Here is a 15142-nt window from a genome sequence, read left to right on the forward strand (position 1 = left end):
GGTAATTGCTGAAATTTCGGCTCGTTGAGTTTCGTGTAAGTAAAAGCCAAATCTTCGCTTTAAAGCCGCGTTCCGCGCTTGCGGCGGTCTTTTTACAAAACGTTGAGCCCGTTGGTTCTTGAATCACAAAAAGTTACCTGCGCGTTTGTAGTTTTTCGTGTTTAAGGTAGTGTTTTCGCTAGCCAATTTAGCATTGCCGAAAAATCGCATAACAAACAATTTAAGCAGATTCGCAACGCGTGGCAGTTTTGGTTTGCAGTGAGTATTGTGTCTAAGGCGCAATGCGGTAGCTTTTGTATTGCGTTGCTCACTACTTAATTGGGCGTTATGCACTCGACATGGATGATTCGAATATGAACAACTCAACAAAACCTAAACTATTCCTTTACGCACTAATTCTCCCAGTCATATGGCTAGGATTCGGCACATTATTCAGTCAAATATTCCCAGAACAAAATCTAGGTTTAATGGGCTTAGTTATAATTTTATATATTGCTTTGCTGCCAGTATCTTGGCATTTTGCAAAGCACTATGAACGTCAATTTGTCAAAAACGAAAAAATAAGGCTTATCGCATACTTAACGTTGTGGGCTGTGGTTTGCGAGTCATTCTCACTGATGTATCACCTAAATCAACCGAACTCTCCAGAATTTGAGCCTTCTATGCTATTGGGCGTTATTGGTTTTACTTTTTTAGTGGATTTGGTGTTTATGTTTCTCGGCGTTCACTTCATTTGTAAGAGATACATAAGATACTTCTTAGGTAGGCGAGAGACCGCAAGTGCATAACAAATCACTTAAGGCTCTCGCTTCGCTCGCTAGGACGCTAACACATGGGCTGCGTCACTTCGTTCCTAATTTTAGCCCATGTGTTATCGCCCCTTAGTGGGGTGTTAGGTGCCAAAAGTGATCACATGGCTGACAAGGAATTTTAGTTTATTAATCGGGGGCATCATCCTGCTGCCTCTAACCTTGTTTATAAGCCTAATGTCTCTCGCATTTGGGGCAGGCTTCACTAATAATCCGACAGTTTCTAGCATTAAAATAGTCGCTATTGCAGCATCGTATTTATTGGTATTTACATTGTCAGTGTGGCAATCAGTCCGTAGTTACAAAAATTATGGCAATTACGGCTACTGGGATTTACTCCCAATTTTTTACTTTTCGTTGGGTGTATTAGTAATGTTTATCCAAGGTAGTATTTAGCATGTCACCTAACAAAAAAATTATGTCGCCCGCAAGCGGGCTGGGACACAAACATGCAGGCGGCTTCGCCATTTTAGCCTGCCTGTTTGTGCCCCATATTTAGAAGTTATACACAAGGAAGCATCCGTGGTTGTAATATATGGAATAAATCAACATCTCAATCCAATTAAAGCTGCACTTTCAGATGCAATACATCATTGCATGCAGTCAGTTCTTGGTATGCCCGAAGACAAACGAGCACATAGATTTGTGCCTCTAGAAAAAGACGACTTTTATTACCCTGGTGGAAGAAGCGATGCTTATACGGTAATCGAAATCAATTTGATGAAAGGTCGTAAGCCGGATACGCAAAAGCAACTTATTAAAACGCTTTTCAAAGAAATAGAGTCCGCTATTGGTATTGAGCCAATCGACGTAGAAATCACCATCAAAGAGCAAGAAAAATATCAGTGGGGCTTTAGAGGAGTTACAGGCGACGAGGCGGTCGATTTAAAGTACAAAGTAAATGTATAACAAAAAAATTAAGTCGCCTGCTGCGCAGGCTGGGACGCATACACGTGGGGCGGCTTCGCCATTATGCCCCACATGCCTGCGCCCCTTATTTAAAAGTTATACGCAAAAGGAAACCTGTGAGTAAAAAGGAATTTATTGGTCTTGTTGTATTAGTTTGCTTACTCAATTTTTTACTTCAAATTTGGTATGTAGGTAATGCAGGCGATTTCATTGCAAATTATGTTGGTTATCCAATAAGCGTTTTCATCATTCCTATTTTCTTATCACAATTGCTCCCTTATATTGCTCTTTCAGCTTGCTCAAAGTCACTGGCACTAAAACAAAAACTGCAGTTATTTGGTATTCCTTGTTTTGTTTCGGTATGTTTAGTTTGTGGCTTTTACTTAATAATGCAATATGGCCGTTGATTTTGGCTATTGCGTATAACAAACAAATTATGTCACTCGCTGCCGCTCGCTGGGACGCATACACGTGCGCGGCTTCGCCATTATTGCACACGTGTTTGCGCCCCATATTTGGAAGTTAGGTACTTTGAGAAAAGATATGGATATTGAGTTTATTTGTAGCAACCTTCTAGACAACTCAAATGTAACTCTGGATTTTTCAAAGTTTCCAAAGATCTTATTAACTTTTGCTGTGGTTGGCACAATCAACTCTAAGTATTGGGAAGTCGTATTCGAACTAGAGTCTGTTTATGATTTAGCTGTTAACTTGGAATTCTTTAAGGATGCTTCACCATCCGACGCTTACCTAGTCCTACAAGCTTCTGTGGAAAAGGTCGATAACGAGGAAAACGGTTCGTATCATATTTCAGTTGGCCACGGTGGTGACTTTAACTTTTCGGCAAAAAGTGTTGGTTTTAAATACAAGGCAATAGATATGCCACTGTCAGAGTTTAAGAGCAAGTATGGTTATTTCTTCGAATAAACACGCACCTAACAAAACGCTTAAGTCGCATCCCGCTGCGCGGGCTGCTGGGACAAATATACAATGCGGCTTCGCGATTATCGCATTGTACATTTGCCCCTTAGCTTAGTGTTATATGACAAAGGTACTTTTGTGTTTCCAGTCTTCTTTTTGATTTCATTTCTTCTTGGAAATTTCATAGGTTTTCGAATTGTTCTCCACCTACTCAAAGTGACTGAAAATGTAAACAAGCGTAGTATGTTACTCACTGGTTTATTTTTAATTACGCAGGCTTTTTCAGCTTCAGTTACCTATTTGACGGGTTTAGTAGAGCCAGCATCAGTTGTAATATCGATAGTGTTGTTTTCGTTCATTTTAAAGCGCTTTATGGTTTTGAAACTATGGCAAGTTATCTTGATCCCCATCGGCGTATCATTAGTCTCTGGGCTTGTATTGGCTATCTTGCTAATGTCTACAGTGCAATTATGGGGTGGTTCAAGGGTTTAATCGGCATGTCATATAACAACCCAATCAACACACTCACTTCGTTCGCTGGGACGCAAACACGCGGGGCGGCTTCGCCATTATGCCCCACATGTCTGCGCCCGTTATTGGAAAGTTATGCACCTACGGACACATTGAATGGACTCAGACATTGAATTAAATATCAGCTTTAGATTCTTTTCGCTTACAGAAGAATTATCCAACGAAATCAAATCAAGCCTTAAAGCCTCATCTTGTAGACCTAATAAAAAATTAGGTGGTTTTGTAGTGTGCGTTCCTCTGACACCATCTTCACTGGAATTTATAGGAAGTTTTGTAACTTCTAATAGTGTAGAAGTAGAGAATACAGATATCTTCGTTTCATTTGTTACTGAGTACGATTCAAGAGTCATTGATCTGCCAAATATTATCACTAAAGCTTCTTTTTCTATTGGCTCACCAGTTACACTCTCATATACGGTGGTTTAGATGCATAACAACTCAATAAACCCACCCACTTCGTTCGCTGGGACGCATACACGCAGGGCCGCTTCGCTATTATGCCCCACGTGCCTGCGCCCGTTATTGAAAAGTTATATGACAAGAGTCGCTTTCAAATATGGATAGGTTTAAATACGAAGTAAAAACTGTAGGTGGGGTATTCAAGCTGCGCTCCACAAAGCTCAAAGAATTAGAAGAACTCTGCGGTAATATGGGTAATAAAGGCTGGGAACTTGTTTCTGTAAACTATGACTGGCTAACGGTTAGCTATACTCTTTTTTTTAGAAAGAAAGTCCTCAATTAACGTGCTACGGTTATTGGTCTTAGGTTATTTTAGCATTGTCATATAACAACCCAATCAACACACTCACTACGTTCGCTGGGACGCATACACGCGGGGCGGCTGCACCATTATGCCCCACATGTCTGCGCCCGTTATTGGAAAGTTAGCTTTCAGGAGTAATATTGAACAAAACGGAAGTTTCAGAACTAGTTATTTCCTACTCTGACAAATATGGTTCAACCAATAAACCAGAGAGAAGAGAGCTGCAAAACAAACTCAGAAAAGCGAAGTCTAAAGCTCTTTTTGACGGGCTATTCTCAATATTCCTTATGGAGTCATGTCCGGAATCATTTGCGCGTCAAAATAATGCTGGTTTAATGCTTTTTAAAATCAAACCTAAAGTTAAACTAGAACCATTGGAAATGCTTAGAGTTTGTCTCCCAACTTGGGACGTAAGCGTAGAGGAATTAGTATTCTACTTCGTAGAAAAGTGCGGAAAAGAAAAAATCGGAATAGTACTAGAGAAACTTAAATCCTTTCCACTATCTGAACGTGAATCGGCGGCTCTGAAAAGCATGCACTTCTGGTTTGAAAAAGCATGCACTTCTGGTTTGAAAAAGCATGCACTTCTGGTTTGAAAAAGCATGAAAGCTAACAAACGCATAAACTCGCTCGCGGGCTCGCTGGGACAAAAACACGTAGGCTCCCTTCGCTTCGCTCGGTATTATAGCCTACGTATTTTTGCCCGTTATGCGGGTGTTATGTGCTTGGATTAACATGCAAAAGGAAAACGGCGATACTGAGATTGCTTTTTTGGCAGCTCTTTTTTACTGGGTAGTCACTATTGCAGCTGGCTGGATGTCAAAATCTGTTTTCGAAGCATGGCAAAACGGAACGGCTTTCGAGCTAGTAAGCAGAAAGGCTAGATTTCTAAATTTTTTTCCTACCTGGTTCGTTTTTATAGTTTCTATAGTAGCTGTAGCATTTATGGCTTTTTTAGCGGTCAAACAAACGCTTAAATTTGTCCGTTATCTGCGTGACTAATATGCTGCTGTTTTTATTCGCACATAACAAACCACTCAAGGCTCTCGCTGGGACAGTAGTACGTAGGCTCTGTCGCTCCGCTCCTAATTTTAGCCTACGTGTTACTGCCCCTTAGTAGGGTGTTAGGTTTTCATTCATGCCTATTAAAATATCTGATCATTTAAACAAAGATGACAATGGTAAAAGCACAGTTATCGCGTGGCTTTTACCAGACAACTGGCGTCTTCCAGATCAGATGAAAGCGTTTGAGAGTTGGTTGCAAGAAAATAGAAGTTTAGCCCCAAGTAAGTATTCAGCAGATATTGGCTTCTCCCCAAGGGAAGACGCATTGGGTGGTGGAGGTAAAGTGTCTATTGAATCCATGGAAATCATGCTTCGTTTAGGACTGGAGCTCTATTTATCAGAGTATCCAGAGGACTAGGATGTTTAACCACAAACCTAACAAGCCAATAAAATCACACACTTCGTTCGCTAGGACGCTAACTCGCGGGGCCGCTTCGGTATTATGCCCTACGTGCTATCGCCCCTTATTTAAAAGTTATGCTCAAGGAAGATTATGAAGATTTATCCAGAAGTACTCGACCCAGAACAAGTTGGAAGCTATCCCGCAGTTGCCAAGTCCGGAGGTGGGTATGTTTGGGATGAAGTTCTCGAATATAGGGTATGGTGTCATCCTCACGATGGCGCGCCAGACCTCGAAGAAGGAAGCGACTATTACTACGCTTTCGACACTTTTGAAGAAGCATTGGAATGTAGCAACGATATTCCAGGTGCAGAAAGACCGTTGGCTCTAGTTCTTCAACGCGAGTACATAAGCGAACCAATCACCGGCCAATATGAACACATAAAAGAAGAAAGAATAACTGAATGGCCAGTTCAATTTTTAGAGCGCCCTAAAAGAAACGACCTAACCATTTCTAACTTTATGTCTCCAAATGCTCCGGAAAACAAACTGGACATAATTAGAGGTCTTGCATAACTTTGGCGTAAGGCATAACAAACCGCTGTAGACGCAAGCGGGTTGGGACATATACTTGTAGGCTTCCCTCTCTGCGCTCAGTATTATAGCTTACGTCTATTTGCCCCTTAGTGGGGCTTTAAATGCCACAAGGAAGGTACATGTTTAAACTCTTTTGGTCTTTTATTTTAATTATTTCTCTTTCATGCGTGTCAGCACAAGGTAGTGAAACAACCGTCAATTTGAAGGAAAACACAGTAATTTATCACGGTAAATTATCGCCATCAGCAAATCAGAAACTTCTTTCAATTCTGAAAAATAGTAAGAGTAAAGTTGAATGGCTGTCTATAACGTCCGAAGGCGGTGAAATCAATCATGGAATGGATCTTGGTGACATTGTTCATGACTATGATTTAAAGCTTGAGGTCAATGAGTATTGTCTCTCATCATGCGCCAACTATGTTTTTTCTGCAGCAAATCATCACAGGATTTCAAATCACGCAATTATTGGTTTCCACGGTGGTACAACCGGAATGGAGAAAGAAATAACATCGTTTATTGATGCTCTTCCAGAGGAAGAGCGGGAATTAACAAAGCAGAACTTAGAAAAATATATGAAGTCAGCTGTAATTCGTGAGCGAAACTTCTTCGAAAAAATTGGTGTGGACCAGCGAATAACAACACTAGGGCAATCTTCCGAATATAAAGAGTTCGCAGAGAAAGAAGACTTTATCGGCTGGTACTATTCACTCGAAGGGCTTGCTACGCTGGGCGTTTCTAACATTGATGTAGTAAACCCTCCTTGGTCATATCAACATTTGAGCGAAAAAACTAAGTTTTTCAAAGTCAGAGTAGGCGGCATTTAACATTGGGTTATGTCAGCCCATATGAATACGAAGCAAAATACGCTTAACATGGACGTCCACTTTTAATGGGGAAGACCAATGCTTTTCAGAAAGTTCATCAATAAGGAATGTTATGAATCTAAATGCAACATTTTGGGGGCAAGCACTCTTCATCCTCGCGTTAGTTGTAATTTTCTTTACCATCAAATTTGCTAAAGGAAAGGCTGACAATATCGGGTTGGTTGTCATTTACGCCGTCTTGCTCAACTTCTTGATCCCGCCTGTTGGGTGGTTTTATTGTTACCGATGGGCAAGTAAATAATTGCCTAGAACAAATATCATCCTCTTTGTAGCTAGTTTTTTACTAAAGTGAGGTGTGAAAGGTTTTAATTTGTACACATATAACAAGCCAATGAGCACGTTCGCTGCGACGTTAGCTACAGAACTTTGTAGATCAGTTAAGGTCGAAGTTTGGGACAGCAAAATACGTTAAAAGGAATTACCATGAACAAAAAAGCTTTTTTTATTGGCTCAGCCACTTTGCTATCTTCACTGTTAGCCTTTCAATCATTTAGTAACCCAGCTCCCTTAAATTCAGTCCAAAAATGCGCATCTCTACTCCCAAGCGGCTACAACTTTTCCATGACCATAAATGCTAAGATAGATACGACAGCTGACAAACCAGTAGTGTCAGGCATTCTAGATTTAACAGACGGTACCGAAATACTCCCCCCTGAATTAAGTGCGAAAGTAGAGCCTTTCAAACAATGCGTAGTAAAGCTGATGAAATAGACAACACGGCTCAGGTAACCACAAGCCGTGTGCTTTCAAAATAGATGTCGGCCTTACTAATCAGCCAAGTTCGTCTCACGACTGTATCTTCCCTAGGGAAGACACAATGTTAAGTCGTTATTTACCTCTGGAAACTATCTAACGGGATATTTATGAAAAGCAAAGATGTAAAGGTAAAAGCCAGAATAGCCAAGTTATTGCTTTCATTTTGCTTTGTAGCCTGGGGAGTCACTTGGGTTTATGCATTTATTGCAGATGAATGGGGGTTAATCGCAGGATTTTTTAAAGGCTTAGTACTTGGTGGCTGTTTCGCTGTCATTCCTGCAGCACATGCGATTTATTCATTAACACAAACTAAGTTACCAACATTCAAAATAGTACTCGGTATATCACTAACTTGGTTGTTAATTGTATGCAGTTTATATTTGGTTTAACAGGCCGTAATCTACCAAGTTTCTTTCACAGGATTGTGAGTAGCCAAATCAATCTAAGAGGGATTTATGCAGACTGCGCTAATTATTGTAATTCCAGTAGTTGTTGTTTTGCTGATTATTGGAATTCTAAAGCTCAAACCGTTGTTCAGTTATATGGCAATTTTTGGCTTAGGAGTACTGTCTTCATTCGTAGTGGAGTTCTTTTTTTGCTCTGGCCTGCAAACACAGTGTGAAGCAGATGCGTTAAATATGGTGGGCTTTTTCTTCCATTCTTTTTATGTAATAGCAATTTGTTCAGTTTTTTACGCAATTATGCCTCACGCTTCAAAACAAAAATCGCAGTAAATGTCTTAACAAAATGACGATTAAGACTATAGTGTGTAATTCAGAAAACTTGATTCTATAGGCTGTAGTTCAAGTAAATAAAAAATAATTCGTTGAAATCAATGGATATAGAAACGAGTAGAGGTTAGATGTCTACATTCGGTGAGCTTGGTGCAGCCCTTGTAATTAAAAACCAAAAGATAAGGAGTTCTTTTAATATGAGTTTTTGGCAAATCATTATTTTTGTCGTGCTTTTCAGCCTTACACTTCTACCAGCGTTAATTGCCTTAACATCCAAAAAAGCTAAAGGCATACACAAGTTAGCATGGGGGGTCATTTCCCTTTTCTTTTCGTGGTTGGGGTTTTTAATCTATTACTTCTTTGCAATTAGAGGTATGAGCAAGCAAAGTACATAACGAATCGTTGTTACGCTACACTTTATTATGCCCTTTATTAGACGTTATACGGTGAGAGGAATTTAGATAACATGAAGATTAAATTGATAGTAATCTTGTCAATATGCGTAATCTCAACAGGGTGCGCTTCAACATCTGATAGGGCTGCAAGAGACTTTCTTGATGGGGCTAGTGCCAGTGCTGAAAAAAGACAGCGAGAAGAATCTACTAACCGATACAGCAAAAAGCGTGACCACAAAAACGATGCTATAGAAGATACGGTGTCTGGAGCACTTACCGCGCTTTTTAGAGGCTTGTTTAGCTCTGAAAGCGACGATAACTAGTGAAAGATAGTTTCCTAGCATGGCGTGCGAGTAGCGCTTTAATGCCCTTTTCAAAGGGCATTGTTTGCTCACCATCAGTATTTCAAAAGAGGTCTGCCCGTTGGAATTAAAAACCATTGGTTTGTTTGTTATTACTGCACTTGCTGAAATTGTTGGGTGCTATCTGCCCTACTTATGGTTGAAAGAAGATAAGTCCATATGGTTGTTAGTACCAGCGGCTATATCGCTCGCGCTTTTTGCTTGGCTGTTATCACTGCACCCGACTGCTGCCGGGCGCGTATACGCGGCTTACGGTGGTGTTTACATTTTCATGGCTATTATGTGGCTTTGGCTTATTGATGGTGTGAAGCCAACGTTATGGGACTTGGTGGGCACCTTTGTCGCTTTGATTGGTATGGCGATAATTATGTTTGCACCAAGAAGTCACGGATAAGAGTCTTGCTTGCAATAAATAACGAAGAAAACGCGATGAAGATTACCTTTATTCCAAGTACGAACCTACCAAGGGCTGCTGAGTTTACCTTTAATAACATGCGCGATTATTACGCTCAGTTTGCGCCTGATTGGGACGCCGAAAAAGTGCTTGGGGTTACCGCAGAGCTCATTAATTACGACATTCAAGTAGACAGCGAAACGGTGGGGGTTATGCGCCTTCAATACGACGGTAGAACCTGTATATTGCGCGACCTTCAGGTCATACCCAGCGCACAGAACAAAGGCATAGGCAGTGCTGCCATTGAAGAAGCAGAAAGGCTAGCGTTAGGGGCCAATACTAACTCGCTTGACTTACGAGTATTCAAAGTTAGCCCTACAGTTTCGCTTTATAAAAAAGTGGGATTTGTCATAAAAAGTGAAGACGACCGCTTTTTTAACATGACTAAACCCTTAAGCACATAACAAACAGGCTTGTACCGCCGTCTATTCAGAATATACCTAAAGGCCAAAGCACATGAAGATTATTATTGATGATCTCACCGGAGGAGAAGTGCTAGCGCTTTTAGAAGAGCATTTGTCTGATATGTATGCTACATCGCCACCTGAGAGCGTACATGCATTAGATGTTGAAGCACTAAAAGCTTCGAACATTACTTTTTTTAGTGGCTGGAAGCAGCAACAGCTTGCGGGCTGCGTCGCTATTAAAACCCTTGATACACATAGCGCCGAGCTAAAATCTATGCGCACAGCCAAGCCGTTTAGAGGATGCGGTGTAGCGTCTCAGTTATTACTTTTTGCCCTAGAACATGCGAAAATGAAAGGGTTTAGTTCGGTAAGTTTAGAAACAGGAACGCAAGACTACTTTTTAGCGGCCAGAACCCTATACAAAAAGTTTGGTTTTGTTGATTGCGGTCCATTTGGCAGTTACTCAATCGATCCCAACAGCCACTTTATGACCCGAGCGCTTTAATTTAGTACTTTAAGAGAATTCCACATGTCGTTACCTCCTTGCCCGCATTGCCAATCAGAATATGTATACGAAGATCAGCCTCTACTTATTTGCCCTGAATGTGGACACGAGTGGAACCCGAACGAGGTAGAAGAGGAAGTCTCAGCAAAAGACTTCAACGGAACACCGTTAGTAGCCGGCGACAAAATTACGTTAGCAAAAGATTTGAAGGTAAAAGGTAGTTCATTGGTACTTAAAATTGGCACCAAAGCCGTTATCCGTCATGTGAAAGATGCCAAAGACCACCAGCTAGATTGTAAAGTAGATGGTGCTGGCGAAATGATGCTAACTGCACAATTTGTTAAAAAGGCATAGACGGCCTTTATTGAAAAGCTGTTACTCCTCTCGGTGCGCTTGCCTTGTTGTTGTTTAGCAAGCGCGCTAGCTATCCCCTGCTATTTCCTGTTAAAAATTTGCGACTTCGTTGGTAATGGTTTCAGTAAGCAAGCTAATCGCTTTCGATGACACTTTCTGAGGGTTAACTAAACAAACACCCACATGCCCAAGCTCGGGTAAACTTTCTGAATTAGATAAAACGTGTAGACCAGGTGGCACTGAACTCTTTGCAAGAACGGTTATGCCCAGCCCTTCGTTAATCGCCGTTTGTATGCCATTTAAGTCAGCAATGGTATACACCACCTGCCACGGTTTTTTGATAGCCGATAACAGATTGGTTGCTCGCTTGCGGTAAATACACGGCGACGGTGCAGCAATAATAGGCAGTTTAACAGGCACGCTATTTACAAAGCGCTGACTCCCCACCCATACCAGTTGATCTGAAATGATGTAGCCGTCTTGCTGAGGAGCAGGTGTTTCTTGTAGCGAAAGAATTAAATCGAACTGGCTTTTAAGCGGCTCACTAAGTAAGTCTTTACTTAGCGCACAATGCACCTCTAGCGATATTTCCGGATAGGTTTGCGTGAACCGTCGAATAATTTTAGGCATAAGCGTTGTACTAAATTCGCTGGGAATGCCTAACCGAATATTTCCCGTAACCTGCGGTTTGCCGAATTCGGCCATCGCCTGATCGTTCAGTGCCACTATCTTTTCACCGTACGACAATAAGCGACTACCAGCGCCAGTTAGTGCCAAGCGATTTTTGTCGCGGGAAAATAGCTTTTCCCCAATCATTTCTTCTAGTTTTTTTATCTGTAAGCTAATGGCAGGCTGTGTGCGCTGAAGCTGCTCGGCACATTGAGTGTAGCTACCCGTCTGTGCAATAAGCACGAACGAACGCAGAAAATCTATCGATAAGTTTTTCATTACTTTGCTTTGCACCTCTCTATTAGCTTTGCCTGCTGTTTTGCCTTACTGATGCCAAACTTGCTCACAAGGCCATTTAATAAAATTATAATGCCATATTTTTTATTAATTTTATTTATTCTTTTTACACTCCTAGTATCAGATACAAAATAATGACATTTAGGAGCCAGCATGAACCCACTTAACCAGCACCTTCACGAACAAGACCCAGATATCGCAGCATTTATTGCGCAAGAAAACGAACGCCAAGAACATCACATTGAACTGATTGCATCGGAGAACTACACCAGCAAAGCGGTTATGCAGGCGCAAGGCAGTCAGCTAACTAATAAGTATGCAGAAGGCTATCCGGGCAAGCGCTATTACGGTGGCTGCGAGGCGGTGGACAAAGTAGAGCAGCTTGCTATCGACAGAGCTAAAGCATTGTTTGAAGCTGACTATGTGAATGTGCAGCCTCACTCTGGCTCTCAAGCGAATACTGCAGTTTATATGGCGCTATTAAACCCTGGCGATACCATTCTTGGGTTGAGCCTTGATCACGGTGGGCACCTTACACACGGTGCAAAGCCTAACTTCTCGGGAAAACTATACAACGCGATTCAGTATGGCTTGAACACAGAAACTGGTGAAATTGACTATGACCAAGTAGAAGCCCTGGCTCAAGAGCACAAACCAAAAATGATTGTAGCGGGCTTTTCCGCTTACTCTCGCGTGGTCGACTGGCAGAAGTTTAGAGACATCGCTGATAGCGTGGGCGCGTATTTACTCGTAGATATGGCACATGTTGCAGGCCTTGTTGCGGCCGGTGTTTATCCCTCGCCAATTAACGCGGCTCACGTGGTTACTACTACTACCCATAAAACACTGCGTGGCCCTCGTGGCGGGCTTATTATGTGTAAGTCAAACCCCGAGCTTGAAAAGAAATTCAATTCATTAATTTTCCCTGGCATTCAGGGTGGCCCACTTATGCACGTTATCGCCGCAAAAGCGGTAGCGCTTAAAGAAGCCATGACAGCAGAGTTCCGCGCTTATCAAAAGCAGGTAGTCATTAATGCACAAGCTATGGCTGATGTGTTTATGAAGCGTGGCTTTGACGTAGTTTCTAATGGAACCGACAACCACATGTTCCTGCTAAGTCTTGTAAGCAAAGGAATGACGGGGAAAGAAGCCGACGCGATATTAAATAGCGTGAATATAACGGTAAATAAGAACACAGTACCTAACGATCCGCAGTCGCCATTCGTTACAAGTGGTATTCGAATTGGCACACCTGCGGTCACTTCACGCAATTTTAGTGAAGAAGACTGTGCTCAATTAGCCCATTGGATTTGTGATGTGTTAACAGCGCCAGAAGACAATGCAGTAGTACAGCAAGTGATAGATAAAGTGGCAACGCTAACAGCGGCTCGCCCCGTTTATACTAAGTAAAACCTAGTACTATACCGAGCGAACTCGTGCGTTGCAGGTAGCCACCATTACCCGCCACACGAGTTTGGCTCGTTCATTAAACTGCACTATTCCCACTCCCCAAGCGTCTTCCATGGCGCCTTGCCACACGCTACACGTTTCAATGGTATCGCCGTACAAAGGGGCTAACGATAAGCTAATGCGTAGCGACTCCAACCATTCCCTAAATAACGGGTCCTGATTACCTGCTTCACGCATTTGAGAAAGCTGTAGCGAAGCTTGTTGCTTAATACCTTGAAGCCTTTTGTAGATTTCGCGAGGGTCTTCTTGCTGCCCCAAAAGATGAAGTTCGCGCTCAATATCGTAAGCATTGTGCCAGTGGATAGTTTGCTGCGGTTCTTTTGAACAGCCCCACATTGCCGCACTCATAAGCGAAAGCAGCATGATACGCTTACCCCATAATAAAAGGGTTGAAGGAAATAGTTTTTTGCCACGCACCAAACTGCGAACTCCTCAAACGATGTCATCTACAGTATAGATGAGTATTGCGCTAGGGCTCGCATAAGTGCGCGTAATTAAACTAATTTACTAAGGTGAAACTTGCGAAGCACCTAAAGTGCTTTGCGCTCTCGTTCCGGTAGGAAGTGACTAGCTAAACCACTTCCACCATATAAACACCATTAGAAACCCAAATAGATAGATTAGGCCTAAATAGCTAAGCAGCTTCACTACCACGTTTGGTGCCGCGTCTTGATGAAGCTTAGTTTGTGCCACAAGCTTATGGTTAAGCCAAGCAAACATTGGAGTCGTAACAAAAGCCAGCGTCATCGCAAAGCCTAACATTGCCAATAGCGCAGATTTAAAGAACAACACAATGATAAAACTCGCCACTGCCATAAACAGTAACACCGGCGTTACCAGCGTATTTCGTGCGTTTTTGTCTTTGTTAAAAAGAAGCGCTATTGCTTCAGCAACCACCCTCGCATAACCATCGTAAACGGTTAGCGCAGAACCAAATATGCACAAAAATGCAACCAGTGCGATAAGCCAATGCGCCCACTGCCCAATGGTTGATGAGTACATGCTAATTAACTGATGGGAAAAGCCGATACCGCTGGTACTTAGCTCTGTACCGCTGCCATACAAAATTAATGCACCTAAGCCCAAAAACAACAATGCGAGTAGCACCGTCACTGCATAACCTAAATTAAAATCGAAAAGGGCCGACTTTGGCGTTACGGCTTGCCCTTTGCACTGGCGCTTTAACCAAAGTGAAGTAATGGACGATATTTCAATAGGCGCGGGCATCCACCCCATTGTGACGACTAAAAAGCCTAATGTAGCGAGCGTCCAAGGCGAAGGCGGTGCCATGGCAGGTGCTGATGAAGCAGAATAATTGCTTAGTGCCACCACGAATACGGCGACAGTCGCCACCACAAGCACGCCCATTATGCCTTTGGCGATATTGTCCAATCCTTCAAAATGGCCAGCGAGTAGAATGATTAAAATAAGTGCCAAAACCACTGAAGCGGACAACGTTATGGCGATATCGAAAGGAATAAAATACGACAATAAGCTTGCTGCAAACAACAACAGCGCTGCAGCATTGACCACCGACGCAATGGTATTCAAACCCAAGGCAATGGCCAAATATCGTCGTCCCATTCCCAAGTACCCTTGCTGAAGGGTTTGTTTTGTACTGATGGTGTAGCTAACGCCTGCTCTAAAGAATGGGTATTTGAGTAAGTTAACTACCAATATAAGCAGCGCTAACTGCCAACCAAACTTCGCCCCCGCTTGAGTTGATGCTACTAAGTGACTACCGCCTACCGCCGCTGTTGCCATAAGCACACCCGGGCCGAGTAATTTTAATAGTGCAATACAACGGGCAAAAAACGATGTTTCAGCTGAATACGACAAGGCAACCTCTAAATGGGCATTTCAAAATAGCCGTTAACCATATCAGTAATATAATAAACAGAAAAGAGAGTACGCGCTCAT

Annotated in this window: 23 protein-coding genes; 20 read left to right on the forward strand and 3 right to left on the reverse strand. The window is 42.3% G+C overall.

Annotated features, from left to right (window positions below):
- Positions 1-1331 precede the first annotated feature (1331 nt).
- The 19 genes from MHN00_RS03335 (at position 1332) to MHN00_RS03425 (ending at position 10786) form a co-directional block, all read left to right on the forward strand.
- The gene (locus tag MHN00_RS03335) at positions 1332-1718 is read left to right on the forward strand and encodes a tautomerase family protein (RefSeq protein ID WP_061485962.1); all 387 of its coding nucleotides are present in this window, start codon (positions 1332-1334) and stop codon (positions 1716-1718) included.
- Positions 1719-1834: 116 nt separating this feature from the next.
- A complete protein-coding gene (locus MHN00_RS03340) occupies positions 1835-2125 on the forward strand; it encodes a hypothetical protein (RefSeq protein ID WP_069943686.1) in 291 nt (96 codons plus the stop codon).
- A gap of 64 nt (positions 2126-2189) precedes the next feature.
- Positions 2190-2645 carry a hypothetical protein gene (locus MHN00_RS03345; protein WP_239300252.1) on the forward strand — a complete coding sequence of 152 codons (456 nt, stop codon included), beginning with the start codon at positions 2190-2192 and terminating at the stop codon, positions 2643-2645.
- A gap of 621 nt (positions 2646-3266) precedes the next feature.
- Positions 3267-3596: a hypothetical protein gene (locus tag MHN00_RS03350; protein ID WP_069943674.1), complete on the forward strand. Its 330-nt coding sequence runs from the start codon at positions 3267-3269 to the stop codon at positions 3594-3596.
- Between the two features lie 130 nt (positions 3597-3726).
- On the forward strand, positions 3727-3912 hold the full coding sequence (locus MHN00_RS03355; RefSeq protein ID WP_179982270.1) for a hypothetical protein: 186 nt from the start codon (positions 3727-3729) through the stop codon (positions 3910-3912).
- A 161-nt stretch (positions 3913-4073) separates the two neighbouring features.
- The gene (locus MHN00_RS03360) at positions 4074-4529 is read left to right on the forward strand and encodes a hypothetical protein (protein WP_239300253.1); all 456 of its coding nucleotides are present in this window, start codon (positions 4074-4076) and stop codon (positions 4527-4529) included.
- A 139-nt stretch (positions 4530-4668) separates the two neighbouring features.
- Complete coding sequence (locus MHN00_RS03365; protein ID WP_239300254.1) at positions 4669-4935, forward strand: hypothetical protein; 267 nt, start codon at positions 4669-4671, stop codon at positions 4933-4935.
- A 136-nt stretch (positions 4936-5071) separates the two neighbouring features.
- A complete protein-coding gene (locus MHN00_RS03370) occupies positions 5072-5356 on the forward strand; it encodes a hypothetical protein (protein WP_014975558.1) in 285 nt (94 codons plus the stop codon).
- Between the two features lie 135 nt (positions 5357-5491).
- Positions 5492-5914, forward strand: coding sequence for a GCN5 family acetyltransferase (locus MHN00_RS03375; RefSeq protein ID WP_239300255.1), 423 nt, complete (start codon positions 5492-5494; stop codon positions 5912-5914).
- A gap of 140 nt (positions 5915-6054) precedes the next feature.
- Positions 6055-6759: a hypothetical protein gene (locus MHN00_RS03380; RefSeq protein ID WP_239300256.1), complete on the forward strand. Its 705-nt coding sequence runs from the start codon at positions 6055-6057 to the stop codon at positions 6757-6759.
- Between the two features lie 483 nt (positions 6760-7242).
- Complete coding sequence (locus tag MHN00_RS03385) at positions 7243-7530, forward strand: hypothetical protein (protein ID WP_061439335.1); 288 nt, start codon at positions 7243-7245, stop codon at positions 7528-7530.
- Positions 7531-7682: 152 nt separating this feature from the next.
- Positions 7683-7964 carry a hypothetical protein gene (locus MHN00_RS03390; RefSeq protein WP_061439334.1) on the forward strand — a complete coding sequence of 94 codons (282 nt, stop codon included), beginning with the start codon at positions 7683-7685 and terminating at the stop codon, positions 7962-7964.
- A 66-nt stretch (positions 7965-8030) separates the two neighbouring features.
- On the forward strand, positions 8031-8309 hold the full coding sequence (locus MHN00_RS03395; protein WP_014948138.1) for a hypothetical protein: 279 nt from the start codon (positions 8031-8033) through the stop codon (positions 8307-8309).
- Between the two features lie 128 nt (positions 8310-8437).
- Positions 8438-8704, forward strand: coding sequence for a hypothetical protein (locus MHN00_RS03400; protein ID WP_232375988.1), 267 nt, complete (start codon positions 8438-8440; stop codon positions 8702-8704).
- 71 nt (positions 8705-8775) lie between these two features.
- Positions 8776-9027, forward strand: a complete 252-nt coding sequence (locus MHN00_RS03405; RefSeq protein ID WP_014948136.1) for a hypothetical protein — start codon at positions 8776-8778, stop codon at positions 9025-9027.
- 100 nt (positions 9028-9127) lie between these two features.
- Positions 9128-9460 (forward strand): YnfA family protein, encoded by a 333-nt coding sequence (locus MHN00_RS03410; protein WP_157160426.1) that lies wholly within the window; start codon positions 9128-9130, stop codon positions 9458-9460.
- Positions 9461-9495: 35 nt separating this feature from the next.
- Positions 9496-9924: a GNAT family N-acetyltransferase gene (locus tag MHN00_RS03415; RefSeq protein WP_239300385.1), complete on the forward strand. Its 429-nt coding sequence runs from the start codon at positions 9496-9498 to the stop codon at positions 9922-9924.
- Between the two features lie 52 nt (positions 9925-9976).
- Positions 9977-10432 carry a GNAT family N-acetyltransferase gene (locus MHN00_RS03420; protein WP_014948133.1) on the forward strand — a complete coding sequence of 152 codons (456 nt, stop codon included), beginning with the start codon at positions 9977-9979 and terminating at the stop codon, positions 10430-10432.
- Positions 10433-10456: 24 nt separating this feature from the next.
- Positions 10457-10786 (forward strand): zinc ribbon domain-containing protein YjdM, encoded by a 330-nt coding sequence (locus MHN00_RS03425; protein ID WP_014948132.1) that lies wholly within the window; start codon positions 10457-10459, stop codon positions 10784-10786.
- Positions 10787-10876: 90 nt separating this feature from the next.
- Here the strand turns inward: MHN00_RS03425 and MHN00_RS03430 are convergent, their stop codons facing one another.
- The gene (locus MHN00_RS03430; protein WP_239300257.1) at positions 10877-11734 is read right to left on the reverse strand and encodes a LysR family transcriptional regulator; all 858 of its coding nucleotides are present in this window, start codon (positions 11732-11734) and stop codon (positions 10877-10879) included.
- 171 nt (positions 11735-11905) lie between these two features.
- On the opposite strand from MHN00_RS03430, the gene glyA reads away from it, so the two are divergent.
- Positions 11906-13162 (forward strand): serine hydroxymethyltransferase, encoded by a 1257-nt coding sequence (gene glyA, locus MHN00_RS03435; protein WP_061439323.1) that lies wholly within the window; start codon positions 11906-11908, stop codon positions 13160-13162.
- 9 nt (positions 13163-13171) lie between these two features.
- Here the strand turns inward: glyA and MHN00_RS03440 are convergent, their stop codons facing one another.
- Positions 13172-13639 (reverse strand): hypothetical protein, encoded by a 468-nt coding sequence (locus tag MHN00_RS03440; RefSeq protein WP_014948129.1) that lies wholly within the window; start codon positions 13637-13639, stop codon positions 13172-13174.
- A gap of 150 nt (positions 13640-13789) precedes the next feature.
- Entirely contained in the window at positions 13790-15061 is a 1272-nt protein-coding gene (locus MHN00_RS03445; protein WP_239300258.1) for a divalent metal cation transporter, read from the reverse strand.
- Positions 15062-15142: the final 81 nt, after the last annotated feature.

The organism is Alteromonas sp. Cnat2-8 (genome assembly GCF_022348355.1).
In the GTDB taxonomy this organism is placed as follows: domain Bacteria; phylum Pseudomonadota; class Gammaproteobacteria; order Enterobacterales; family Alteromonadaceae; genus Alteromonas; species Alteromonas macleodii.

What these genes read in the sequence shown, in the direction of transcription:
- MHN00_RS03350 (WP_069943674.1), top strand. Translation starts at nt 3,267, where the DNA reads ATGGACTCAGACATTGAATTAAATATCAGCTTTAGATTCTTTTCGCTT.
- MHN00_RS03355 (WP_179982270.1), top strand. Translation starts at nt 3,727, where the DNA reads ATGGATAGGTTTAAATACGAAGTAAAAACTGTAGGTGGGGTATTCAAG.
- MHN00_RS03365 (WP_239300254.1), top strand. Translation starts at nt 4,669, where the DNA reads ATGCAAAAGGAAAACGGCGATACTGAGATTGCTTTTTTGGCAGCTCTT.
- MHN00_RS03370 (WP_014975558.1), top strand. Translation starts at nt 5,072, where the DNA reads ATGCCTATTAAAATATCTGATCATTTAAACAAAGATGACAATGGTAAA.
- MHN00_RS03375 (WP_239300255.1), top strand. Translation starts at nt 5,492, where the DNA reads ATGAAGATTTATCCAGAAGTACTCGACCCAGAACAAGTTGGAAGCTAT.
- MHN00_RS03380 (WP_239300256.1), top strand. Translation starts at nt 6,055, where the DNA reads ATGTTTAAACTCTTTTGGTCTTTTATTTTAATTATTTCTCTTTCATGC.
- MHN00_RS03385 (WP_061439335.1), top strand. Translation starts at nt 7,243, where the DNA reads ATGAACAAAAAAGCTTTTTTTATTGGCTCAGCCACTTTGCTATCTTCA.
- MHN00_RS03390 (WP_061439334.1), top strand. Translation starts at nt 7,683, where the DNA reads ATGAAAAGCAAAGATGTAAAGGTAAAAGCCAGAATAGCCAAGTTATTG.
- MHN00_RS03395 (WP_014948138.1), top strand. Translation starts at nt 8,031, where the DNA reads ATGCAGACTGCGCTAATTATTGTAATTCCAGTAGTTGTTGTTTTGCTG.
- MHN00_RS03400 (WP_232375988.1), top strand. Translation starts at nt 8,438, where the DNA reads ATGTCTACATTCGGTGAGCTTGGTGCAGCCCTTGTAATTAAAAACCAA.
- MHN00_RS03405 (WP_014948136.1), top strand. Translation starts at nt 8,776, where the DNA reads ATGAAGATTAAATTGATAGTAATCTTGTCAATATGCGTAATCTCAACA.
- MHN00_RS03415 (WP_239300385.1), top strand. Translation starts at nt 9,496, where the DNA reads ATGAAGATTACCTTTATTCCAAGTACGAACCTACCAAGGGCTGCTGAG.
- MHN00_RS03420 (WP_014948133.1), top strand. Translation starts at nt 9,977, where the DNA reads ATGAAGATTATTATTGATGATCTCACCGGAGGAGAAGTGCTAGCGCTT.
- MHN00_RS03425 (WP_014948132.1), top strand. Translation starts at nt 10,457, where the DNA reads ATGTCGTTACCTCCTTGCCCGCATTGCCAATCAGAATATGTATACGAA.
- MHN00_RS03430 (WP_239300257.1), bottom strand. Translation starts at nt 11,734, where the DNA reads ATGAAAAACTTATCGATAGATTTTCTGCGTTCGTTCGTGCTTATTGCA.
- glyA (WP_061439323.1), top strand. Translation starts at nt 11,906, where the DNA reads ATGAACCCACTTAACCAGCACCTTCACGAACAAGACCCAGATATCGCA.